The 24,726-nt window shown below is 47.0% G+C and carries 20 protein-coding genes and 3 pseudogenes; 17 read left to right on the top strand and 6 right to left on the bottom strand.

The features are described from left to right. Window positions 1-65: 65 nt before the first annotated feature. The gene (locus tag OF158_RS01880) at window positions 66-563 is read left to right on the top strand and encodes a PaaI family thioesterase (RefSeq protein ID WP_014096383.1); all 498 of its coding nucleotides are present in this window, start codon (window positions 66-68) and stop codon (window positions 561-563) included. Window positions 564-694: 131 nt separating this feature from the next. After that, window positions 695-1,637: pseudogene (locus tag OF158_RS01885) on the top strand (DMT family transporter). Window positions 1,638-1,650: 13 nt separating this feature from the next. On the opposite strand, the gene OF158_RS01890 reads toward OF158_RS01885, so the two are convergent. The 5 genes from OF158_RS01890 to OF158_RS01910 form a co-directional block, all read right to left on the bottom strand. Further along, window positions 1,651-1,965, bottom strand: a complete 315-nt coding sequence (locus OF158_RS01890) for a DMT family transporter (protein WP_035182725.1) — start codon at window positions 1,963-1,965, stop codon at window positions 1,651-1,653. Further along, a complete protein-coding gene (locus OF158_RS01895) occupies window positions 1,965-2,306 on the bottom strand; it encodes a DMT family transporter (protein WP_043052598.1) in 342 nt (113 codons plus the stop codon). Before OF158_RS01895 ends, OF158_RS01890 begins: the two co-directional genes overlap by 1 nt. 96 nt (window positions 2,307-2,402) lie before the next feature. After that, a complete protein-coding gene (locus OF158_RS01900; protein ID WP_035182721.1) occupies window positions 2,403-3,185 on the bottom strand; it encodes a TSUP family transporter in 783 nt (260 codons plus the stop codon). 149 nt (window positions 3,186-3,334) lie between these two features. Continuing rightward, window positions 3,335-4,360 (bottom strand): FecCD family ABC transporter permease, encoded by a 1,026-nt coding sequence (locus tag OF158_RS01905; protein WP_035182718.1) that lies wholly within the window; start codon window positions 4,358-4,360, stop codon window positions 3,335-3,337. Continuing rightward, window positions 4,360-5,406 (bottom strand): FecCD family ABC transporter permease, encoded by a 1,047-nt coding sequence (locus OF158_RS01910; protein WP_035182715.1) that lies wholly within the window; start codon window positions 5,404-5,406, stop codon window positions 4,360-4,362. Before OF158_RS01910 ends, OF158_RS01905 begins: the two co-directional genes overlap by 1 nt. Before the next feature lie 156 nt (window positions 5,407-5,562). Here OF158_RS01910 and OF158_RS01915 point away from each other — a divergent pair, with 156 nt between their 5' ends. From OF158_RS01915 to OF158_RS01925, 3 genes are all read left to right on the top strand, one after another. Then, window positions 5,563-6,525 (top strand): ABC transporter substrate-binding protein, encoded by a 963-nt coding sequence (locus tag OF158_RS01915; RefSeq protein ID WP_035182713.1) that lies wholly within the window; start codon window positions 5,563-5,565, stop codon window positions 6,523-6,525. 279 nt (window positions 6,526-6,804) lie between these two features. Next, window positions 6,805-7,620 carry an ABC transporter ATP-binding protein gene (locus OF158_RS01920; RefSeq protein ID WP_035182711.1) on the top strand — a complete coding sequence of 272 codons (816 nt, stop codon included), beginning with the start codon at window positions 6,805-6,807 and terminating at the stop codon, window positions 7,618-7,620. A gap of 31 nt (window positions 7,621-7,651) precedes the next feature. Continuing rightward, the gene (locus tag OF158_RS01925) at window positions 7,652-8,689 is read left to right on the top strand and encodes an NAD(P)/FAD-dependent oxidoreductase (protein WP_035182709.1); all 1,038 of its coding nucleotides are present in this window, start codon (window positions 7,652-7,654) and stop codon (window positions 8,687-8,689) included. Between the two features lie 138 nt (window positions 8,690-8,827). On the opposite strand, the gene OF158_RS01930 is transcribed toward OF158_RS01925, so the two are convergent. Beyond that, on the bottom strand, window positions 8,828-9,466 hold the full coding sequence (locus OF158_RS01930) for a hypothetical protein (protein ID WP_035182707.1): 639 nt from the start codon (window positions 9,464-9,466) through the stop codon (window positions 8,828-8,830). 810 nt (window positions 9,467-10,276) lie between these two features. Here OF158_RS01930 and OF158_RS01935 point away from each other — a divergent pair. The 12 genes and pseudogenes from OF158_RS01935 to OF158_RS01990 form a co-directional block, all read left to right on the top strand. Then, the gene (locus OF158_RS01935; RefSeq protein ID WP_205421994.1) at window positions 10,277-10,843 is read left to right on the top strand and encodes a DUF2238 domain-containing protein; all 567 of its coding nucleotides are present in this window, start codon (window positions 10,277-10,279) and stop codon (window positions 10,841-10,843) included. Further along, on the top strand, window positions 10,836-11,423 hold the full coding sequence (locus OF158_RS01940) for a DUF2238 domain-containing protein (protein WP_035182702.1): 588 nt from the start codon (window positions 10,836-10,838) through the stop codon (window positions 11,421-11,423). The genes OF158_RS01935 and OF158_RS01940 overlap by 8 nt, the downstream gene beginning before the upstream one ends. Before the next feature lie 399 nt (window positions 11,424-11,822). Beyond that, the gene (locus OF158_RS01945; RefSeq protein WP_035182699.1) at window positions 11,823-12,542 is read left to right on the top strand and encodes a YebC/PmpR family DNA-binding transcriptional regulator; all 720 of its coding nucleotides are present in this window, start codon (window positions 11,823-11,825) and stop codon (window positions 12,540-12,542) included. A 196-nt stretch (window positions 12,543-12,738) separates the two neighbouring features. Further along, window positions 12,739-13,758: an STAS domain-containing protein gene (locus OF158_RS01950; RefSeq protein WP_035182697.1), complete on the top strand. Its 1,020-nt coding sequence runs from the start codon at window positions 12,739-12,741 to the stop codon at window positions 13,756-13,758. 186 nt (window positions 13,759-13,944) lie between these two features. Beyond that, window positions 13,945-15,189, top strand: a complete 1,245-nt coding sequence (locus tag OF158_RS01955) for an acyl-CoA dehydrogenase (protein ID WP_035182694.1) — start codon at window positions 13,945-13,947, stop codon at window positions 15,187-15,189. Then, window positions 15,167-15,940 carry an SDR family oxidoreductase gene (locus OF158_RS01960; protein WP_026685136.1) on the top strand — a complete coding sequence of 258 codons (774 nt, stop codon included), beginning with the start codon at window positions 15,167-15,169 and terminating at the stop codon, window positions 15,938-15,940. Before OF158_RS01955 ends, OF158_RS01960 begins: the two co-directional genes overlap by 23 nt. Window positions 15,941-16,025: 85 nt before the next feature. Beyond that, window positions 16,026-17,640: pseudogene (locus tag OF158_RS01965) on the top strand (long-chain fatty acid--CoA ligase). Between the two features lie 68 nt (window positions 17,641-17,708). Further along, window positions 17,709-18,272 carry a TetR/AcrR family transcriptional regulator gene (locus OF158_RS01970; protein ID WP_017550721.1) on the top strand — a complete coding sequence of 188 codons (564 nt, stop codon included), beginning with the start codon at window positions 17,709-17,711 and terminating at the stop codon, window positions 18,270-18,272. A 726-nt stretch (window positions 18,273-18,998) separates the two neighbouring features. After that, window positions 18,999-19,403: an acyl-CoA thioesterase gene (locus OF158_RS01975; protein ID WP_017550719.1), complete on the top strand. Its 405-nt coding sequence runs from the start codon at window positions 18,999-19,001 to the stop codon at window positions 19,401-19,403. 42 nt (window positions 19,404-19,445) lie between these two features. Then, the gene (locus OF158_RS01980) at window positions 19,446-20,504 is read left to right on the top strand and encodes a phosphotransferase family protein (protein WP_017550718.1); all 1,059 of its coding nucleotides are present in this window, start codon (window positions 19,446-19,448) and stop codon (window positions 20,502-20,504) included. A 383-nt stretch (window positions 20,505-20,887) separates the two neighbouring features. Then, the gene (locus tag OF158_RS01985) at window positions 20,888-22,306 is read left to right on the top strand and encodes an NAD-dependent succinate-semialdehyde dehydrogenase (protein ID WP_017550717.1); all 1,419 of its coding nucleotides are present in this window, start codon (window positions 20,888-20,890) and stop codon (window positions 22,304-22,306) included. Between the two features lie 744 nt (window positions 22,307-23,050). Further along, a pseudogene (locus OF158_RS01990) lies at window positions 23,051-24,526 on the top strand (IS1182 family transposase); the annotation flags it as partial. Between the last annotated feature and the right edge of the window lie 200 nt (window positions 24,527-24,726).

Genomic DNA, 24,726 nt, shown 5'->3' on the forward strand with positions numbered 1-24,726 from the left:
ACAGCTGTTAAAATTTCGTGCAAAATGTATTATAATTTTAAATAGAATAAAAAAGGGGTGAGGAAATGGAGGAAAGTGTTACAAAGGCAGTTCAGGATTACTATCCCGATTCATTTGCAACTTGTTACGGCTGCGGGCGGCTGAATGAAAAAGGCCATCATTTTCGCACGGGCTGGCTGGGGGACAAAACCATCACGATTTATACGCCGCTTCCTGAATATATGGGGGGAATTCCAGGGTTTGCCTACGGAGGGATCGTAGCATCGCTGATTGACTGCCATAGCGCCGGTTCCGCATCGTTGTATGTGCTCCGGAAAAACGGCAACGAACTTGGCGACGGGACAGAGCCGCCACGGTTTGTAACCGGCACATTAAAAGTGGAATATAAACACCCTACCCCGCTTGGTGTGCCGCTTAAGGCAATAGGAACCGTTACCGAGATTCATCCGAAAAAGTACCGGATCAACACAGAAGTATTTGCGGAAGATAAAGTGGTCGTAACAGGGGAAGTTATCATGGTCATGATGCCGGAAAAATTCAGGGAGAAAGTAAAACAGCAGTAAAGCCTAGCGCGGCATCGGTCCTTGAAAGATGCGCCGGGTAAAAACAATCAAGCAGCATGGAAAGCATCTTCCGGGCAACCGGCACGGATGCGGACCGCCATTTCCACAAGACAGCCAAACAGAATAGAAAGATGGGGAATAGATTGGAAAAAGTTGTACAGCAACTTGCAACAGAAGCGCATACACTACGAGCGAAAGGAATCGCGCTTGTTTTATCAGGCGCGGTACTATGGGGTGTATCCGGTACGATTGCGCAATATTTGTTCCAGCATTTGCAAATGGATATGCAATGGCTCACGGTCATGCGGCTGCTTGTATCCGGCCTGCTCTTGCTCGGATTTTGTTACGGAAGAGAAAGAAATCGTGTCACAGGGGTATGGAAAGACCCGGCTTCACGGAGAGATCTGATTTTTTTTTGCGGTTTTCGGCATGCTCGGCGTCCAATACACCTATTTTGCCGCTATCCGGTACGGCAATGCAGCAACAGCAACCATTTTGCAAAGCCTCGAGTGTGTCATTGTGCCATGTTTTCTGGCCGTCCGATTCAGGAGAATGCCTGGTCGGCGTACGTTATTTGCCGTCTTTCTTGCAGTTGCCGGAACATTTTTGCTTGTCACACACGGCAGTTTTACGACGCTGTCCATTTCGGGAAAAGCACTTTTCTGGGGTATTTTAACGGCTTTGACCGCTGCTTTTTACACGCTCCAGCCAATTAAGCTTCTCCATCAATGGGGTGCGGACGTAACTGTCGGTTGGGGGATGCTGATCGGGGGCGCGGTCTTAAGTTTCATCCATCCGCCGTGGCATGCAGCTGGGAACTTTTCTCCGGCCGCGGTGCCGGGGATTGCTTTTGTCATTTTATTTGGAACGCTGGTTGCCTTTCTTTGCTATTTGGAAGGGCTGAAATATTTAAGTGCATCAGAAACAACCGTACTTGCCACAGCAGAGCCGCTTTCCGCCGCATTTTTAACTGTGGTGTGGCTCCATGTTCCGCTCGGCTTTTTTGACTGGGCCGGTGCGCTGATGATTATCAGCACCATTTTCATTTTGGCGTTAAAAGGAAAACATGCATAACACCGCGTGGCGGTCATGATACCAGCTTCAGCCCGACCGCTGCGCCTAAAATCATCGTGATAAAAACAATTCTCCGCCAGTCTCTTGATTCTCCAAAAAATAACATGCCGACAATTGCGCCCCCTGCTGCACCGATTCCTGTCCAGACGGCGTAGGCCGTGCCCATCGGCAGTGTCCGCATCGCAAACGACATAAACAAAAAACTTCCGCCGAAAGCAAGCACCATGAGTAGCACAGACGACAGATTGCGGCGGCGGTTTACCATATTCATGGCAGCCACGCCGAGCGTTTCACATAACCCTGCAATGAATAGAGAAGCCCAAGCCATCAAGAATCCGCCTCCCCGTTACTTTTTTCATTTTCCACAATCCTTAAGCCGATAATGCCCGCCAGCAGAATGAAAATCAAAACAATTTTTATCAAACTGAACGGTTCGCCGAAAAATACGATTCCGGAGAAAACCGTTCCGGCAGTGCCAAGCCCGACAAAAACGGCATATACCGTTCCGACCGGCAAATTCTTGCTTGCCGCAATGAGTGCGTAAAAGCTTGCAGTAATGGCAACCAGCGTGCCCGCCCATTCTAACAAATTATCCGCATGCTTCAGCCCGATGACCCAAAAGACTTCGAAAAAAGCACCAACAAGCACAATGAGCCAGGACTTGTTCATTTCAAACACCTCCATAAAAAATCCCGGCGAGCTGCACAAAAAGCATCCCCCGGGTTGTACCATGGCAAAAACGTGATCCTTCATCTATCCTTTTTGTCAGCCGAAAAGAAACGCGTGTACATAATCATATGTATTTTTGGCAAGCAGCAAAAATGTGACGGCGATAAACAGCGCGCGCACATAGCCGCTCCCCTTTTTGATCGCGAACCGCGAGCCGATGATGGAACCGGCGATTTGCCCAAGGCCCATCGGAATCCCGTAGGCATAATGAACCTGCCCTAAAAAAATAAACATAAGGAGGGCTGAGATATTGCTGCCAAAATTTAAAAACTTCGCGTTTCCGGCTGCTTTTAAAAAGTCAAACCCGATCATAAGGTAGGCAAACATTAAAAAGGAACCGGTGCCTGGGCCGAGAAATCCGTCGTAAAAACCGATCAAAAAAATGAGTGCTGTAAACAGAATCAGCCGGCGGACGGATAATTTTTTATACGTTATGATTTTTCCCCAGTCTTTCTTCGTCACCGTATAAATGCCGACTGCGGCAAGCATGATCAGCATCAATGGTTTTAACACATCCGGATCCATGAGATGGACGGTGTAAGCGCCGAGCATCGAACCGAAAAACGTGAGCGGAAACATTTTATAAATGGAAGATAAATCCAGTTTCCCGGAACGGTAAAATACAAATGTGCTGGTAAACGATCCCATTGTCCCCGCGAGTTTGTTGGTCGCAACCGCTGCAGACGGCGAAAGCCCAGTAAACAGCAGGGCAGGCAGGGCAATCAGGCCGCCCCCGCCGACAACAGAATCAATAAAAGCTGCACAAAACCCAAAACCAACTAACAGTGCCAACATGGATGGATCGAGCCCGAATATCATAAAATCAGCCTTCCTTTTTTATCACTGTTGTTATCGTAGCGAAAAATTTAAAAATTGTAAATATCTTTCCGCTCTGGGTATGTGCAAAATTTTTCCAACGGAATGAATAAGGGACTTCCGTGTGCTTTACTAGCTACAGCTGCATTTTGCTATGCTGTCCGTATCAGCAGATAAATAAAGTATGGTGCGCCGAGGATTGAAATGACAATCCCGACCGGTAGTTCCATGGAAGGTATCACGACTCTTCCGACTGTATCGGCCAAAAGCAAAATGTTTGCCCCAATCAGCGCCGTTAAAGGCAGGGAAAATTCATGCTTTGTCCCCATAATCCCGCGGGCAATGTGGGGCGCAATCAGGCCGAGAAACGTAATGCCACCCCCGACCGCTACACAGCATCCGGCCAGCCCGACCGCGGTCCCGAGAAGTTTCAGTCTTTCTTTTTCAAGGGGCACCCCGAGTCCTGTGATGACCGGCTCATCCAGACGCATAATATTCAAGTAACGGGCTTTGTATATAGCAAATGGGAGCAGAACAACCAGCCAGACCAAAGTGACAAGGACATAATCCCAGTTTGTTGCCCAAATGCTTCCTGATATCCAGGTCAGCGTTTTTGTGAAATCCTGGGGATCCATTTTCATTTGCAGGACAGTTGTTGCCGCATTAAAAGCTGCATTTAATCCAATCCCTGTCAGAACAAGACGGGCGGGCGCCACGCTTCCCCCTTTTTTTGCAAGCAAATAGACGAGGATCGCCGAAAGAAAGGCGCCGGTTAATGCGAAAAACGGCATGACAAAAATAGAAACTACCTCGGCAAGAAAGGCCGTGCCCTTAAAAAAGAATGTATATAACACAACGGAAAAGCTTGCTCCTGCATTCACGCCGATAATGCCGGGATCTGCAAGCGGGTTTCTAGAAATGCTCTGGAGAATGCCGCCTGAAACGGCAATTCCGGCGCCAATCAGCATCGCGAGCATGATCCGGGGCAGACGGAATTCAAACAGGGTCATCCGCTGGTTGCCAACATCACTGCCGAAAAAGGCAGACCATATTTGCGGAAACGGAATATTCATCGTGCCTGTCCGGATGCTGGCAAAAAAGAGGACGGCCAGCAAAACAAGTAGGATAGCGCAAAGCATGCTGAATTTCCGTTTGTCGGTTGAAAGCCGGTTTCCCACTACAATCCGCCCCCTTCTTTTCGTGCCAAATAGAGAAAGAACGGGACGCCGATGATTGCGGTCACTGCGCCTACCGGTGTTTCAAAAGGGGCATTGATCATTTTTGCAGCATCATCGGCAATGATCAACAAAAGGGCGCCGAGAATCGCCGAACAAGGGATGATCAAGCTGTAATCCGACCCGACAAGGAAGCGGGTAATGTGCGGGATGACCAATCCGACAAACCCGATCATTCCGGCAATGGATACGGCCGCCCCTGTCAGCAAAAGAACGGCCACAATGCCTGCTATGTAAACAAATACCGTGTTTTGGCCGAGTCCTTTTGCGATTTCCTCCCCGAGGCTTAAAATAGTGACGGCGCGCGAGATGGCAATGGCGATGATCACACCGGCAATGATGGCCGGAATCACATACTTGAGCTGGCTGGATTGCACACCGCTCACGCCGCCTGCATACCAGTAGCTCAAATCTTTTGATATGTTGAAACGAAGCCCGATCGCCGTAGATAAGGCGCTAAGCAGAGAAGTAACGGCCGATCCGGCAAGCGCCAGCTTTACAGTGGTGTTCCCGCCCCTGGATAAAGCTGTAATTGAAAAAACGAGTGCCGCCCCCAAACCGGCTCCGGCAAAAGATACGAAAATCAGGCTCCGGTAAGAAATACCCGGAAAAAAAGCATAGGCAATCGCCATAAGAAAAAGGGATCCCGAGGTTACCCCCAAAATAGACGGGGATGCGAGCGGATTTCGCGTCATTCCCTGCATGACCGAACCGGAAACGGCCAGCCCGGCACCGACGCATAAAGCGGCAATGGCACGCGGCAGCCGCAATTCATGGATGACGACATGGGCCGGGTTGTTTGCATCATAAAAAAACAAACTTTTCCATACAGTTGTATAGCCGACATTCGATGCACCCAATTGAATGGAACCCGCGACGGCAAGTATGATAAAAATCCACCCGAAGCCGAGGATAAAATAAGCCAGTCGTTTTTTATACGGTTGATCCTGCACGCGGTGTGCCGCTTTACTTGTGTGCGCTTTTGCCATCCCTGACTTCCTTCCTTCTATTTCGATACGGTTAAAAATTTATGATTCAAAAAGAAAAAAGATTGACAGAATGAAAAATTTTCGCTTTAATTGATGTTGATAATCATTATCATTTATCTGTCTACAATATTTTAACATAATGCCAGGGGGATGAAAATGTCTTACAATCTAAAATTAAAAAAGATTTTCCAAATATGCGGGATTGTCTTTCTGTCCGTTGCCCTTGCTGCCTGCGGGAACAGCCAGTCCGGAAATGGAAACGGAAACAAGCCTGCCGGCGGTTCAAAAACCCGGACGGTAACAGACGTGATGGGGCATAAAGTAAAAGTGCCGGCTCATCCGAAACGCGTCATTGCGACTTATTTGGAAGACCATCTTGTTGCACTCGGGGTGAAGCCTGTCGCACAATGGAGTGTCAGCAACGGCATTCAGGAATATTTGCAGGACGATTTACTGAAAGGGGTACCGGCTATTTCTTACGACCTGCCTTATGAACAAGTGCAAAAATTCAAGCCGGATTTAATCCTGATTGACGATGCCAGTATGGTGGAAGGCGGGAAGTATGAACAATACAGCAAAATCGCTCCGACCTTTGTCGTAAGCAAAAAGCAAAACAGTGACTGGAGAAAAGAACTGCTTACTGTTGGGAAAGTGTTGAACAAAGAAGCAAAGGCAAAACAAGTGCTCGCAGATTATGAAAAAACAGCCAAGAAGGCAAAAGAGCAACTGGCGAAAAACGGAAAAGCTCCTTCTGCCGCTGCAATCTGGCTTGTGAACAATAAATTCTTTATCGTATCGAAAAATGTATCAAGCGGAGACGTCCTGTACAATGATCTAGGCTTGAAGGTGCCGGCTGTTGTAAATGAAATTTCCGCAAAAGCAACCAGCAACTGGAATGCCATCTCGCTTGAAAAATTAACCGAGCTGGATGCAGACTATATTTTTCTGATTAACAGCGATAAAACCCACGCAACAGAGCTGGACAACGCATTATGGAAAAGCATTCCTGCCGTCAAGAAACACCATGTAGCTGAATTTTCCGCTAATACCGGCTGGCTTTACTCCGGCGCGATTGCAAACAAAGAGATGATCCGGGATGTGTTAAAAACGATCAAATAATCCTTTTCGCGGCCTGCCGTCCATGTTGCATGAACGGCTTTGGCCGGGGGAATCACATATGGATTTCGGATCGGTGCGGACACGAGGGAAGAACCCCCTCTTTCCATCAATGAAAAATTTTAAAAATTTGAAAAAAGAACAGCAAGAATGCTTGAATTGTGGAAAAACCTGGAGATTACCGGTAAAAAATCGATTTGACACCCATTTAAAAACCTTATAGAATAAAAATGATATTAAGAATCATTTTCATTTAATGATAGATTCATAGGAGGAACTGAGATGCCAAAGCTTTGTGCAGAAAATTTAAAAGTTGCCTATGGAGATCATGAAATTATTAAAAACTTAAATTTAAATATACCAGCCGGAAAAATGACGGCGATCATCGGCCCGAACGGATGCGGCAAATCCACTTTGTTAAAGGCATTGGCGCGCATCCTCTTTCCGAAAAACGGATCCGTTTATTTGGATGGAAAAGAGCTGGCAAAACAATCAACAAAGAAAATTGCGCAAAAGCTTGCGATTTTGCCCCAGTCTCCGAGTGTGCCGGAAGGACTGACGGTTTCGGAACTTGTATCTTATGGCAGGTACCCGCACCAAAAAAGGTTTGGAAAACTAAATCGTGAAGATTGGAAAGCAATTTACCGGGCCCTTGAAATGACCGGAACGGAAGAATTGAAAGACCGCCCTGTGGATGCGCTTTCGGGTGGACAGCGGCAGCGGGTCTGGATTGCGCTCGCACTTGCGCAGGATACCGAAATGATTTTACTGGATGAACCGACAACCTACCTTGACCTGTCACATCAGCTGGAAGTGCTGGAACTCTTGCAGGAACTGAACAGAATGGAGCACCGCACAATCGTGATGGTGCTGCACGATTTAAACCAGGCGGCCCGTTTTGCGGACCATATCGTTGCCATGAAAGATGGCGAAATCCTTTACGAAGGCAGCCCCGAAGCTGTGGTGACAGTGGAAATGATGCGGGAATGTTTCGGATTAGATGCCCAAATTGCAGTTGATCCGAGGTGCAAAAAACCGGTTTGCCTTTCCTATGATTTGATTAAACCGTATAAAGAAGTACGTGCACAAATGGCGTAGCCACTTTCTTTATGAGCGGGAATGGAGGATCTTGGCATTGGACCATAAAATATACGATGTAACCATTATTGGCGGTGGGCCGATTGGCTTGTTTACGGCGTTTTACAGCGGCATGCGAAAATTAAAGACGAAAGTGCTGGAGTCTAGCGGCCAGCTGGGCGGAAAAATCACGATGTTTTATCCGGAAAAAACATTGCGGGATATTGGCGGGATCCGGAAAATAACAGGCGGGGATCTTGTTAAGGAACTGATCCGGCAGGCGGAAACTTTTTCGCCAACGATCCTTTTTCATCAGCATGTATCCGGATTACAGCGGCGCCCGGACGGTATCTTTATGTTAAGTACGGAAAATGGCGGCCTTCACTTGACCAAAACGGTTATCCTCACTGTCGGGGCGGGCATTTTTAAACCGATTAAGCTTGATATTCCGGGGGCAGAGCGCTATGAATCCGGCAATCTCCATTATGCCGTCGATGACTTGAATCGTTTCCGCAACAAGCGGGTGCTGATTTCTGGCGGTGGGAATGCGGCAGTCGACTGGGCAAACGAACTGGCCGAGATTGCCGAAAGCATTACGATCGTACACAGGCGGGAAGCATTCAGCGGGCATGAATCCGATGTGTCCGAAATGGTGAAAAATGCACGCCTTTATACCCCTTACTGCATCTCAGCCCTGCACGGAACAGGCAATCGGATCGAACGCGTTGCGGTGAAACAGGTCGGGACGGGCGAAGAAATATGGCTTGAAGCCGATGAAGTTGTCGTGAACCACGGCATTCAGGGCGATTATGGCGGCATTTTAAACTGGGGTCTTAAAATGAAAGACGAGCGGATCGAGGTCAATGGCGCGATGGAAACGAATATACCCGGGATCTTCGCGGCAGGGGATGCGGCAATTTACCCGCACAAATTAAAATTGATTGCCGGGGGGTTTGCGGAAGGCCCGGTTGCTTTAAACAGCGCCGTCCGCTATATGTGCCCGGATGCAGAACCGATGGCCATGTATTCTACGCACCACGAAGATTTTGTAGATGAAAACGGCCGCGAAAAAGAACCACAGGCACGCTAAAAGCTAATAAGGGCGTTGAGATGTGTCTCAGCGTCTTTTTGTGTGCACTGAAAAGCAGCAAAATGCGCATCCGCTCCTTTCTGTCCGCACATGGCGGTAACTGCAGGGAAACGGCGGATATCATGACCCGCCGTCTGTTCATGCGCTGCGCTTGTTATTTTTAAATTCGCACTGCACCACTAAAAGGGTTGCGTAAGATTGTATTTCTTTTTTGTGTTTTTTCAGGTCTTCAAAATCATGAAGCGGAGGGGCCGGCGCAGAATCATCTTTTGAAAAACCAATGGCTCCCAAAATCTTTTTGCCGCTTGCCGATTCCGCGCTGTCAACGCCGCTCAAGGAAAACGCGTTGATGTCTTTATCCCCTGCTGCCGGGAAAGTTTTAAATGTATTGAAGGTGGTATTGCCTTTACCCGTATAGATGCCTTCGATGACCTTATAACGTTTGCTGTTTTCGCTTACCGGAGAGGCTGTGAACATAATTGTCCCTTTCTTCCCCGCTTCCTCTTCCAGTTCAAAAAGATGGTTATTCACCAATTTTCCGTATTTGTATTCTTCCAGCCAGATTCTAACGGATTTATACTTGTTAGGGTCGACACGGTATTGATAAAGAAAAGAGTTGTCCGTTGAAGCGTGTAAAATGGCTTCTTCATTTGCCGTTAGTTTTGCCGGTTTAAATGTGTTGGCATTGGCAGGCTTCCCGCTTTTCCCAAGCAGATTCCATCCGGTGAGAACACAGAGCAACAGCAGGGCCAAGCATGCAAACAAAACTTTTTTCATAAAACACCTCCCTAGCTTATTTTATCATTAAAATTGAAATGTTTTAAATACTTTTTGGAAAAGAAAACGCCGCTCATACGGATGTTTTTACGATCAGGCGATTTGCCGGCTATATAAGTTGAACTTAACATTACTACTCCTTATGCGTTGCCAAAAGCCATATCTAACCTGATCATAGTTAATTTTGGCACGAAAAACTTATATAGGGCTTGCTGAATAAGCAAAATTCCTAACTTTGGCAAGGATGCTGACAGCTTTGGAAAAATTTAAATGCAAGGGTTTTATGAAAGACCCATGGAAAAGTTGATCCAACGTATAGAGAAGACAGAATCGTATTTTCGCAGATGGATTCTTCTTCTAGAGCTTGCTGACAAATTGGGTACAAACGCAGAATTGGATCCGGGGTTCAGCAAACCCTAATATAGACGGGTTCTATGTGAAGGAAGGTCTTCGTTTTTTCGTGCTTTCTTAACGTAGACGAGCTCTATGTAAAGGAACAACGTCTTTTTTCCATGCTTCCTTAACATAGGGCTTGCTGAATAAGCAAGATTCATAGATGTGGGCAAGGATGCTGACAACTTTGGAAAAAATTTAATGCAAGGTGCAAGGATTTTATAAAAAATCCAGGGAAAAGCTTGCACCAGAATCGCATTTTCGCAGATGGATTCTTCTAGAGTAGAGCTTGCTGAAAAATTGGGTACAAACGTAGAATCGGATTCGTTCAGCAAACCCTATGTTCACTTTATATAGGATGAAATAGAAAAAGAAAGGGTATCCTATTTCTGGAAAAGAACAGAACGGGGTGAGAAGTTGAAACACATCGTCATTATCCTGCTCAGTACCGGCATGATGTTGCTTTTGGCCGGGCTTATGGTCTATTTTATTATAAAGCATGATACATTGCGCTGGGGAATTGCGGCCGGCGGGATTGTGTTAAGTGCGCTGCCGCTCGGCTTATTATTTTTAAAACATAACCGGATCAATACGCCCTCGATTATTGGCTGGTATATTTTCGTGATTTGCTCCATCTGCCTCGGTTCGATCGCCGGATTTTACGGGCGTTTTTCGTGGTGGGACACGTCCGTTCACTTTTATAAGGGCATTTTTACAGCTTGTATCGGCGTTACGCTGTATAAAATACTGGTTCCGGAGGCGGCAAGGCGGGGCATGTCGCGCTTGATTCCCGCATTGTTTGCCCTCGGGCTTGCGATAACAGGGAGCGTTCTTTGGGAGATGTATGAATTTTTGGGGGATGTAATTGCCTCCCATACGATGCAGCGCGGCGGCAATACCGATACGATGGTGGACTTGCTGGCCGGATTTTTTGGCGGGGTGCTGATCGCGATATATACTGGATTCAGGAAACAAAATGTATAAGAAAGAAAGTGGGATTATGGACCGGAAAATTGTGTTTGGAATCAGCTTGGTTTATGTACTGTGGATGGCCGTTTTGTGCGCCATGCAATATACGGCCGGCGCGTCCTGGAAGGCTGCGGTCGCTGCAGGCGGGGTGATCTCGGGCGCAATTCCGCTTATCCTTTCGTGGGTTCCGCGCCTTCGGTTCCACTTGCCTCTTGTCATTTCTTATTTTCTTTTTTTAACCGGCTCCCAATATTTCGGATCGATCCGCGGCTGGTACGGCTTAGGCTGGTGGGACACCTTCCTGCATTTCGTGAGTGGCCTTCTTCTCGGATTTGCCGCTATCGCACTTTATGAACGGCTTGTGCACCGGGATGCGGGCAAGGCGATCTCCGCATGGTTTGTATTTTTGTTTGTGCTTGGGTTTGCCGCGCTTGGCGGTGTAATGTGGGAGATCTATGAATTTTCAGGTGACCAATTTTTTGGCACTACTTTGCAGGGCGGCGGAAACAAGGATACCATGACCGATTTGATTGCAGATGTGCTCGGCGGCCTGGTTGTGGCAACAGGGTCCGGGATACGAACGAAACGAAAGTGAGAAACAAAAACCAGCATGCCGCATGCGTGTGGAGCCCTGTGTTTCCGGAGCTTTATGAATGGTGGAATTTTAAAAAAATCTGCGGTTTTCAAGAAACCGGCGAAATAGAAATGGCTTGAGGAAATAAAGCGGAACCAAAAATCAATGGAAAGCGGATCTGAAAAACCAGCCATTTTCAAAAAACCAATGGAAAATGGCAAAACTGCGGAAAGATCATCCGGGACATCAGCGAAAAGAACGAAAAAATCGGCATATCAAGAATGCCGGGACATCCCGGCTATACTGTCAGCCGGGATGTTTTTTTAAAATATTTTACCCCACCGGAAGGCTTTTGGTGTATAATTCAACAATGGGCGAGTACGGAAGCATTCGAATTTTTGTTGAAAGTGAGTGATCCCCGTGGGACGCAAATGGAATAATATAAAAGATAAAAAAGCAGCAAGGGATGCCAATACGAGCCGCATTTATGCGAAATTCGGCCGCGAAATCTATGTTGCTGCGAAACAGGGTGTGCCGGATCCGGTGGCAAACAGCGCGTTAAAAATGGTGCTCGAGCGTGCCAAAACATACAGCGTGCCGAAAGCGATCATTGACCGCGCGATTGAAAAAGCAAAAGGCGGCGCTGATGAAAACTATGACGAACTGCGTTATGAAGGCTTCGGCCCGGGCGGCTCGATGATCATTGTCGATACGTTGACGAACAATGTCAACCGGACCGCATCCGAAGTGCGCGCCGCTTTCGGGAAAAACGGCGGCAATATGGGGGTGAGCGGTTCAGTCGCGTATATGTTTGATAAAACGGCAGTCTTTGGCATTGAAGGAAAAACAGCGGATGAAGTACTGGAGCTTTTGCTTGAGGCTGATATTGACGTCCGCGATGTCTTTGAAGAAGACGGTGCCGTCATTGTTTACGCGGAACCGGACCAGTTTCATGCGGTTCAGGAAGCTTTTGAAAATGCCGGCATTACGGAATTCACCGTTGCCGAACTGACAATGTTACCGCAAAACGAAGTCACATTGCCGGATGAGGACCAGGAGAAGTTCGAAAAACTGATTGATGTGCTGGAAGACCTGGAAGATGTCCAGCAAGTTTACCATAATGTCAATTTAGGCGATTAATTAAGATGGACGGCGGGGCAATCCCGCCTTTTTTCGTATAAGCAAATTTCTTTGAAAGTAAGGCCCTGGTGTGTGAGCACATTTTCCGGCAAGCACGCGAATGTTGTCACATACAGAACCCGTATCAATAGACGCAAGAAAACTGAACCGGTATAATAAAAATACAATTTATTGTACATAATAGAGGGGATATTCTGTGAGCGAACATCCGAATATACATGTGGGCGGTCTTCAATTTGAATGGGAATTGGAAAAAGGAAGATTCATTTTCGAAGGGGAAGATGCGGTCCTTTTCTGGATTCCAACTGCGATGCGCGATCTGTTTACTACAATTGAAGAAATATCCGGGGAAGAAGCATCCAATGTTGTCTTTGAAACAGCGGGTTTCCGTCAGGGATTGCTCGTTGCCGATTATTTTAATAAAATCAAAGATTTCGATGTGAAAAAGGCGTCTGAACTCATTACCACTACTTACGCATCAGCGGGCTGGGGAAGAGCCGTGATGAAAGACATGAACTTTGATCAGAAGACGTTGACGATTGAGCTGAAAGACAGCTGGGAGCATAAAATCAATGTGGCCCAGGGAAAGAAAACGGGCAGCAATTTTCTGCCTGCCCACTACGCTGGTATTTTTACCGGACTGTTCCATACAAATATATGGTATAAAGTCGTCCGGTATCAGATCGAAGGCCACGACTCCACGATCATTGAGTATTTCCCGTCGGATATCACGGTGTCACATAATATTCACCAGCTGGCGCGGAAAAAAGAAGCTGAGCAGATTATTCAGCTGGAGGCGCTCGTCGAAGATAAGACGCGGGAGCTGAAAGAACTCGTCAAGCAGCTGTCCTCACCGATTATTCCGATTTTAGACGGCATTGTCGTCGTGCCTTTAATCGGGAAATATGACGATGAACGTGCCGAAGAGCTGGTAGAAAAAACATTGAAAAATTTGCCGCAGTACAAAGCAAAGTATTTGGTGCTTGATTTAACGGCACTCGATGTGGAAGACGATCCGCACAGCATCCAGTTTATTGAAAATATCGGAAAAGCATCTTCCTTAATCGGCACGCAAACGATCCTTGTCGGTATATCGCCGTCGATGAGCATGACCATTTCTTCTTCCGGGCTTGATTTCAGCCAGTTTGACTGCTTCCAGACGTTGCAGCACAGCATCCACTATGCGCTCGGACAATTGGGGAGGAAAATACTCTGATTGGCAAGGCCTGAAAAATCTGTTTCAAAAAGCGGGAGATTTGTTTCCCGCTTTTTTTATTTTTTACCGGGAAGATTGAACACAATGCGAGGAAATTCAGCTTATTTTTTCTTGAAATTTTCAAATGATTGTTTATAATGAAATCAACATACTAACCGGTTAGTCAACGGGGAGGGGATGAATCATATGGATTTTGATTACTCACCAAAAGTGAAGGCACTAATTTCGAAGCTTGAGCGTTTTATGGAAGAAAACGTCTATCCGGGTGAAAAGATCTTTGAGGAACAACTGAATGCACAGGAAACACGGTGGGCTGCTGTTCCGCCGATTATGGAAGAATTGAAGGCAAAAGCAAAGCAGGATGGGCTTTGGAATTTGTTTTTGCCGGACAATGAATACGGGGCTGGGCTTTCGAACCTCGAGTATGCCCCGCTTTGCGAAATCATGGGTAGATCCATCATCGCCCCCGAAGTATTCAACTGCAACGCACCCGATACAGGAAATATGGAAGTGCTTGCCCGGTACGGAAGTGATGAGCAGAAGGAAAAATGGCTGAAACCGCTTTTAAACGGCGAGATCCGTTCGTGTTTTTCTATGACAGAGCCGGATGCTGCTTCGAGTGATGCGACCAATATTTCATGCAGTATTGTACGTGACGGTGATGAATATATTGTGAACGGGCGGAAATGGTGGTCATCAGGCGCCGGCGACCCGAGGTGCAAAATTGCGATTGTCATGGGAAAAACCAATCCGGATGCACCGCGGCACGAACAGCAGTCTATGATTCTCGTACCGCTCGATACACCCGGCGTGAAGATTGAGCGGATGCTCCCGGTTTTCGGTTATGATGATGCCCCGCACGGCCATGCGGAAATTACATACGAAAACGTGCGGGTGCCGGCTGAAAATATCATTTGGGGGGAAGGAAAAGGGTTTGCGATTGCGCAAGGGCGGCTTGGGCCGGGCAGAATCCATCACTGTATGCGGCTGATTGGAGCTGCAGAGCGTGCGCTTGAACTTTTATGCAAGCGCATACAAAACCGTGCGCCGTTTGGAAAGCCACTCGCCGAACAGGGTGTCATCCGGCAGTGGGTGGCCGAGTCGCGTATTGAAATCGAGCAGGCACGGCTTCTGACATTGAAAGCAGCGTATAGGATGGACACGGTCGGCAATAAAGTGGCGAGAAAGGAAATTGCAATGATTAAAGCAGTGGCACCGCGGATGGCGCTTGCTGTGATCGACCGTGCCATCCAAGCGTTCGGCGGCGTCGGCGTTTCGGACGATTTTCCGCTCGCCCGGCTGTGGGCCAACGCGCGCACATTGCGGCTTGCAGACGGCCCGGATGAAGTCCACCTCGACCAGATTGCAAGGCTTGAGATAAAACCATACCAGGAAAGGGGATCGGCCGATGAACGTGTTAGAACTGTTTAGTTTAAAAGGAAAAACCGCCATCGTGACAGGCGGCGGTAGGGGGCTCGGTGAACAAATCGCGCGGGCATTTGCGGAAGCGGGGGCGGATGTCGTGCTCTGCTCCAGAAAAAAAGCGGCATGCGAAGAAGCGGCTGCACGCATCGAATCGCTCGGGGTGAGAGCGCTTGCAATGGAGTGTGACATTACAAATCGCACCCAGGTTGATGAAGTAGTCGCGGAAACCGTGAAGCAGTTTGGCAAAATCGACATCCTCGTCAATAATTCCGGCGCAACTTGGGGGGCGCCTGCCGAAGAGATGCCGATTGAGGCATGGGAAAAAGTGATCAGCACGAATGTGACCGGCACTTTCCATATGAGCCAGGCAGCCGGAAAAGTCATGATCAAACAGGGGCACGGCAAGATTATCAATATTGCCTCCATTGCCGGGCTTGGCGGCGTCGATCCGCGCATCATGGACACGATCGGTTACAACACAAGTAAAGGGGCGGTCATCACGTTTACAAAAGATCTCGCTGCCAAATGGGGCAGATACGGCATCAATGTGAATGCGATTGCGCCGGGCTTTTTCCCGACAAAAATGGCCAAAGTCATCATTGAACGCGGCAAAAATCCGATATTGGAAGCAACGCCGCTCGGCCGATTCGGAAATGATCAGGATTTAAAAGGTGCAGCTGTTTTTCTAGCATCCCAAGCTTCGGACTATGTGACAGGGGATGTGCTGCTCGTCGATGGCGGCATGCATGTGCTTTAAAAACCGACATGCCGGACGGTAATCGGTGCCTTATTAAGCCTAGGGAAACAGTCCATTTGGCAATGAAAAACAAGGGGGATTTGGAATGGAAAACAAAGTATGGCATGCTGTCTATACCGATGAGATTCCGAAAGAAATTGAAGTGCCGGATACGCCGCTGTACCAAATACTTGTTACTGCAGCCGAAAAGCACCCGGACCGGACTGACCTCTCTTTTTACGGCAGAAAGACGACCTATGCGGAACTTTACAAAGCATCGCTTGCCTTTGCTTCCGCCCTTCAGAAAAGAGGCGTGCAAAAAGGCAGCAGAGTGGCGATCATGCTGCCGAACTGCCCGCAGTATGTCGTGTCCTATTACGGTGCGCTAATGGCAGGTGCTGTGATTGTCCAGATCAATCCGATGCTTGTCGAACCGGAGATCAGGCATATATTAAATGACTCGGGCGCAGAAACCATCATTGTCCTAGATGATTTGTACCCGAAAGTGCAGGCCGTCCGCCCGGAAACATCCTTGAAAAATGTTGTCACAGCCAGTTTTAAGCCGGCAGCCGGCCCTTTGGATGATGCTGAACCCTTTGATGCCTTTTTACAGGCAGGCACGGATTACAACCCTCCTGCGCTCGACCCCCGGGAGGATATTGCCGTACTCCAGTATACGGGCGGCACCACTGGCCGGTCAAAGGGTGCGAGGCTGACCCACCGAAACCTTCTTGCCAATCTGGTGCAAACCTATGCATTTTTCAAACCGGTCATGGGGCCGGGAGAAGAACGGATTTTGACCGTTATTCCGCTTTTCCACGTGTTTGGCATGACATGTGCCATGAACTATGTAATCTACACCGGTTCGGAATCGATCATGCTGCCGCGTTTTGATCTTGAAGAAGTTCTCCAGACCATCAAGGAAACGCAGCCAACCTATTTTCCGGGTGTCCCGACGATGTATGTTGCCATCACGAACCACCCGAAAGCGATGGAGTACGGGCTGGATTCCATTAAGACCTGCAACAGCGGGAGTGCACCGATGCCGCTCGGACTTTTGCGCCAGTTTGAAGAAAAAACGGGGGGGCGTCATTGTCGAGGGGTATGGCCTTTCGGAAGCTTCCCCGGTTACACACTGCAATCCGGTTTTCGGAAAACGCAAGCCGGGCAGCATTGGGATCGCGATACCATCAACAGATTATAAAATCGTCGATGTTGCAACCGGCACGGAGGAACTGAAACCGGGCGAAGTGGGCGAACTGATTGTAAAAGGCCCGCAAGTGATGAAAGGGTATTGGAACATGCCGGAAGAAACGGCGGAAGCACTTCGGGATGGCTGGCTGTACACCGGCGATATCGCGAAAATGGATGAGGAAGGGTACGCTTATATTGTTGACCGCAAAAAAGATATGATCATTGCAAGCGGCTATAACGTGTACCCGCGCGATGTCGAGGAGGTGCTGTATGCGCATCCCGCCGTCCAGGAAGCAGTGGTGATCGGTGTGCCGGATCCATACCGGGGTGAGACCGTTAAGGCATTTGTCGTGTTAAAAGAAGGGCAGAAGATGACGGAAGAAGCACTGAGCGAATATTGCAGCGCCCATCTCGCCCCGTATAAACGCCCGAAGATCATAGAGTTCCGTGATGCGTTACCGAAAACAAATGTCGGGAAAATTTTGCGCCGCAAGCTGCGCGAAGAAGAAAAGAAAGTGCGCGAGTAAGAGCAGAAACGTGAAGCCGGGCATGTGATATAATTTTCTTAATATAGTAATAGATGGAGAGGACCGGCATGAAAGCGAAGATTACGGAACACAGCATACGCTTGTTTGAACAAAAAGGCTTCACGGAGACATCCATTCAGGACATCGTCGACAGCATCGGCGCGACAAAAGGCACGTTTTACTATTATTTTTCCAGCAAAGAACAACTTTTGATGGACATTCATATGGACTATATTACGAAACTTTTGGAAAAACAGAAGGCCATTCTCTCGGAAAACGCATCGTGCAAGGCAAAACTGCATGCGCTTGTCCTGATGCTGCTTGAAAGCATCAAAACGGAAAAAGCAAAAGCCCTGATCTTTTTCCGGGAGATCAAAAATTTAAGCGGTGAAAAGCTCGAACTGATTTTACAAAAACGCGAAGCTTTCCGCCTCGGGGTTGAAAAGCTGATCCGGGAAGGCATTGAGATCGGCGAGTTTGCGGAGCATCTGGACGCGAATCTTACTTCCTTTGCCATTCTCGGCATGGTGAACTGGAGCTACCAGTGGTTTAACCCGGAAGGTCGGAAATCGGCGGCAGAAGTGGCAGAACTGTTCATGGATATCGTCCTGCACGGGATTGAAAAAGCATAGAACCATGCAGCTGTCGTAATGGTGTTGTTTTGAGATCGAGCAAGCGGGCTGAACGGATTGAAAAAGCACATTACGTTACGGCGGCTGTATTTGAGAATGGCTTTGAGAAATAGAGGTTTAGTATCGGAATTATTCATAGCCAGGATCCTGGGATGTGCATCACCTACAGCTTCCGCAATGAGTTTGTATTGAGCGAGCTGCATGGGATGAAAAAGCGCATCACGTTATCGCAGCTGACAGAAAATGGCCTTGTGAAAAGAAGGGATTGCAGCAGCGGATCAATCATGGCCAGGACTTGGAAGGTGCAACACCCTACAGCTTTCGCAATGAGTTTGTATTGAGCGAGCTGCATGGGATGAAAAAGCGCATCACGTTACCGCAGCTGACAGAAAATGGCCTTGTGAAAAGAAGGGGTTACAGCAGCGGATCAATCATGGCCAGGACCTTGCAAGGTTGTAAAACCGTACAACTGCTGTAATGAGATTGTATTGCGGGACTGCACGAAATCGAAAAAGTGCATTACAATGCGGTAGCTGGAATTGGGGACGGCCTTGTGATGAGCAGACTGCACGGGATGAAAAAGCGCATCACATTGCGGCAGCTGTGACAAGAAATGGTCTTGGGAAAAAAAGGGATTGTAGCAACGGATCAATCATGGTCAGGACCTTGCAAGGTTGTAAATCTACAGCTACCGTAATGGTGTTCAAGCAAAAGGGAGGGATTTTTTTGCATGAATTGAAATTACGGACACGCTTTTGCGAAACAGATGCTATCGGACATATTAACAACACCAGTTACTTCATCTACTTGGAAGATGCCCGTTTGAAATTTTTTGAAAGCATTGGTGCAAGCGTAGAAATAAAAGATTTCAATATTATTTTAGCTTCAGTAAAATGCGATTTTGTCAGCCAGGCGTTTTATAATGAAGAACTCACGATCAGGACCGGTGTGGCAAAGCTCGGCAATACGAGCTGTGAACTGGCTCATGAAATTCTGGATGCAGAAACCGGCCGCTTGATCGCAAGGGGGAAAGCGGTTGTCGTTTTTTTTGACTTTGATAAGCAGCAATCCCGCCCGATTCCAGATGACATAAGGGGCATCCTGGAAAAGCATTTGCAGACGGCGATGTGAAAAACGATCTGCCTATTACGGGATACAAGGGGGAGAGGAAAAATGCATTCAGACACAATTCCGGTCCGCAAAGGGGAAGAACTGGACTTAACCAGGCTGCAGGAATACCTGCAGAAGAAGTTTCCGCAAATGCCGAATGTACCGCTTGGAATCGCACAATTTTCAGCAGGCCGTTCGAATTTGACCTATCAATTAAAAGCAGGTTCGTGGGAAGCAGTGCTCAGGCGCCCGCCGCTTGGCCCGGTTGCCCCGAAAGCGCATGACATGGGGCGCGAATTTCGCGTGCTGAAGGCGCTCCGGCCATTTTTCACACCGGCGCCGGAAGTGTTGCTTTTCGAGGAGGACCCGTCTGTGATCGGCGCTCCGTTTTTTCTCATGGAAAGAAAGCATGGTATTGTGCTTGACACCGCTTTTCCGCCGGGAGTGGAGCCGACAAAGGAGACGTGCCGGCGGATTTCCGGTATCATGGTTGACCGGCTTGTGGAACTGCATGCGATCCCATATGAAAAGACAGAGCTCCTTTCCATGTCAAAGCCGGATGGTTTTCTCGAACGCCAGGTGAACGGCTGGATTGAGCGCTACCTGCGTGCGAAGACGGATGAAATTCCGGAAGCAGAGCCGCTCATCCATTATTTGCGTGATCATATTCCGCCGCAACAAGGTGCAGCCGTGATTCATTATGATTATAAGCTGAATAACGCCATGTTTAACGAAGATTTTTCGGAAATGACTGGCCTGTTTGACTGGGAAATGGCGACCATCGGCGACCCGCTCGCAGATCTTGGCGCTGCGCTCAGCTACTGGACGGAAAAAGATGACCCGGATTTGATCAAAAATGGGCTCGGTGAACCGTCCGTCACGACGCTGGACGGCTTTATGACACGCCGCGAGTTTGTCGAAGCCTATGCGAAAAAAAGCGGGCGCGACGTCTCGAACATCGATTATTACTTGATTTTCGGTTACTTTAAGCTCGCCGGCATTTGCCAGCAAATCTACTACCGCTACAAACGCGGCCAGACACAAGACCAGCGTTTCGCCCATTTCGGCAACGTCGTCCGCAGCCTGATCCGTCACGCGGTGGAAGTGGCGGAAAGGGTGTGATTGGGGATTTTTCTTATAATGGGTGAAGGTGGATTCACGTTGTAGTTAAGACTTCCGGATCTGATTCTTTCCCGCAGTTAACTTTTGTTTGATTGGCATTTGGATTGTGCGTAACAAGGGCTTTGTATGAGCTTCTGTTACGTTTTTTTATGACCTGATTGTCGCTCCATTAAATTTTTGTCAACTGACAGGGTCAGCTTATCGTATGAAACATTTCAGCATGCTTCCTGACATCAAAATTATGTAAAAATGAGTAAGTCAGAGGTATTCTTTTTTAATTACAAAATCAAGAATACTCATGTCGGCGAAACAAATTTTGCAATCATAAAACGAGAAAAATCATCTGAAAAATCGTAAACTATTACTCGAAGGGAGATGGAGCTATGGAAGACTACTTGATGTACTTGAATGGTGAGTGGACAGGGGAAGGACTGCCAAAAATTAAAGTGGACAACCCTGCGTCCGGCGAAGTGATTGCGACGATTCCAAAAGGCGGAGAAAAGGAAGCCAGGCTTGCTGTGGATGCGGCGCATACGGCTTTTCCGGCGTGGGCGGCGCTTTCTGCCTATGAACGAAGTGCTTACCTCCGCACGTGGTTTGAACTGATCCGCGAAAATGAAAATGAGCTTGCCAGGACGATGACCATTGAACAGGGCAAGCCGCTAAAGGAAGCACTCGGTGAAATGCGTTACGCAAATGGCTTTATCGAGTGGTTTGCCGAAGAAGGAAAGCGTGTGTATGGCGAAACGATTCCGGCATCCACCACCAATAAACGCCTGTTTGTCCATAAACAGCCGGTCGGCGTTGTCGCGGCCATTACCCCGTGGAATTTCCCGGCTGCCATGATTACCCGCAAAGTTGCGCCTGCGCTTGCTGCCGGCTGCACCGTTGTCATCAAGCCGGCAAAACAGACACCACTTACTGCTTTGAAGCTTGCTGAGCTTGCTGCAAAAGCCGGCATTCCGAAAGGCGTCATCAATGTAATAACCGGGAGTGCGAAGGAAATCGGGGACACTTGGCTTGCCGATGAACGCGTCCGCAAACTTACTTTTACCGGATCGACCGAAATCGGGAAAGAGCTGATGCGCGGCTCAGCTGACACAGTGAAAAAAGTGTCGCTTGAACTTGGTGGGCATGCACCGGTGATCATCACAAAACATGCGGACCTCGATAAAGCTGTAGAGGGCACGGTTGCAGCAAAATTCCGCAACGCCGGTCAGACTTGTGTGTGCTCGAACCGCATTTATGTACAGGAAGAAGTGTATGAAGCTTTTACCAAGAAATTTACAGAAAAAGTGAAAGCACTCCGTGTTGGGGACGGCCTTGCAGAAGGAACGGATATCGGTCCGCTGATTGACCGGAATGCGGTTGAAAAAGTAGAACATCACGTCAAAGATGCAGTGGAAAAAGGGGCTACCGTGGAAACAGGCGGCAGCGCGAAAGATGGGTTGTTCTTTGAGCCGACAGTCATTTCCAATGTTACCGATGATATGATATGCATGAATGAAGAAACATTCGGGCCGCTTGCACCGGTAACGAAATTTACGGATATTGATGAAGCAATTCGGCGTGCCAATGATTCCATTTACGGTCTTGCTGCGTATGTGTTCACGGAAAATATTTCAGAAGGCATTCAAATTGCAGAGGGGCTGGAATATGGCATTGTCGGGCTGAACGACGGGCTTCCGTCCACGCCGCAGGCCCCATTCGGCGGTTTCAAGCAGAGTGGTCTCGGCAGGGAAGGCGGCCGTTACGGCATCGAAGAATTTTTGGAAGTCAAATATATTTCGCTCGGTTTATAAGTACCTGGATCGGCCTGCAGGAAAAAAGTGGGATCTCTAAAAATGGGGATCCCACTTTTTTGATCCTAAACCAGTTGCGGTACTTGGCTCGAATGTTTTTGAGGCAGATCCGGGGAAGTGGTCCAAAGGTCTTTTACAGGCTTTCAAAAAGACAAAAAGGGATCAGGCCAGAGCTCAAAATGTCCCCTAGAAGCCGTCAAAAAGACAAAAAGGAATGGGATCCGCCCCCAAATGTCTTTTTAAGACGTTTAAAAAGACAAAAAGGATCTGGGCAGTGGTCCAAGTGTCCTTTAGAGGCCTTCTAAAAGACAAAAGGAAATGATTCCCACCCTGAAATGTCCCCTAGAACACTTCAAAAAGACAAAAAGGAGGTGGGACCGAGTCCAAATGTCTTTTTAAAACGTTCAAAAAGACAAAAAAGGATCCGGGCGGAGGTCCAAATGTCCTTTAGAGACCTTCAAAAAGACAAAAGGCAATGATTCTCGCCCCAAGATGTCCCCTAGACGCCTTCAAAAAGACAAAAAGGAGTGGGGATCGAGCCAAAATGTCTTTTTAAGATGCTCAAAAAGACAAAAAGGATCTGGGTAGTGGTCCAAGTGTCCTTTAGAAGCCTTCGGGACCACTGAAAAAGTCAATCTGAAAATTCAAAATAATTATATGTACAATAAATTGAAAAAAAATGCCCCCAGTATTTGGTATAATAAAGTTATACTACAAACCAAAACCAAACTGGGGGTATCTATCATGCTTAAAGAAAAAGATAATCAATTAAGCATCTATTCCATATTATACGATAAAATTCCTGAAAATCATACACTTAAATTATTAAGAGATGAAGTGGATTTTAGTTTTATCAATAAAATGCTTGAAAAAACTTACTGTAAAGAATATGGAAGGCCAGCAAAAGAGCCCGAACTTATGGTTAAAATCTTGGTGTTACAAAAACTCTATGACTTATCTGATGAGAAAGTTATAGAAAATTGCTCATTAAACCTTGCATATATGTATTTTTTAGGAATCAATCCGGAAGACGACCTCCCTCACCCAAGTCTTTTGGCAAAATTTCGTAAAAGTAGATTAGAAGGCAATCTCACTATAGATGAAATTATTATTGAAATCATAAACCAATGCATTGAAAAAGGAATTTTACAAAAGGTTTCTGGTATAACGATTGATTCCACTCATACAGAAGCCAACACCAAAAAATATAGACCGGAACGAGTCATGAAACAATTAGCGAAAAAAATCTTTAAAACCGTTAAAGAAGAAAACGGAGAAATACCAAGTGAAATCAACCAAGAAATCCCTGATTATAAAGAAATAGAAAACCATGATGAAGCTAGAAAAACAATGAAGTCCTATCTTGAAGAAACGGTATCAAAGGTAGAAGAACTAGTTGAACTGGAGAAAGCACCTGAAACAAAAGCACTCGTTAATAATGCGAAAGAAATTTTAGCAGACCCGAAGTTTATGGAGCAAAAAGGGGTACGATCGATTGTCGACCAAGAAGCGAGAATAGGGTATAAAAGCAAAAATGATCCTTTCTTTGGTTATAAAACGGAATTTATGATGACAACAGAAGATCGAATGATTACAGCTGTTCATACTGGTAATGGAGCTTATGTGGATGGAACGAAGTTTGATGAATTATTAGAGTTAACCAAGAAAACGAGAATAAAAATGCCAGAAGTATATGGTGATAAAGCCTATTTTAAAAAGCCAATCTTAGACAAAATCTCTGAACTTAAAGCAAAGGCATACATCCCTGTAAGTGAAGCTGCATATCGCATAGACGAAGAAAGATTCAGTTATAACAAAGATTCTGACGAGTGGTTCTGTAGTCAAGGAAACAAAACAATCAAAAAGAAACACTATATAAGAAAATGTGGAAAAGAAACGTATAATTACTATTTTGACAGAGAACAATGTAGAAATTGCCCAATGCGAGAAGTTTGCATAACCGGAAAAACAGTCGGAAAAGTATTAGGGATCGGAATCAACACCCCAGAATTTTATGAGTATAGTCAACAACAGAAATCGGAGGGATTTAAAGAGAAGTATAAAAAAAGAGCATGCCAAGAAGGGAAAAATGGCGAAATGAAGAATTTCCACGGGTTAGATCGTGCCAAATGGTACGGTCTAAAAAGCATGGGCTTACAAGCCAAGCTAACAGCCTTGGCAGTAAATTTAAAGAGGATAGCCGCCATACTATCCTCTAAAAAGGCGAATTATAGCCAAACATTTGTCATTTTTACTAATTTCTATGGTAAAGAGTACCATTTACAGAAAATTTCTTACACTACACAGCAAATTTTACATAAAAAAATGGCTTTTTTCAGTGGTCACGAAGCCTTCAAAAAGACAAAACGGGGGTGGGACTGAGTCAAAATGTCTTTTTAAAACGTTCAAAAAGACAAAAA

Origin of the sequence: Weizmannia sp. WK01 (genome assembly GCF_025905465.1) — a bacterium.
GTDB lineage: Bacteria > Bacillota > Bacilli > Bacillales > Bacillaceae_C > Weizmannia > Weizmannia faecalis.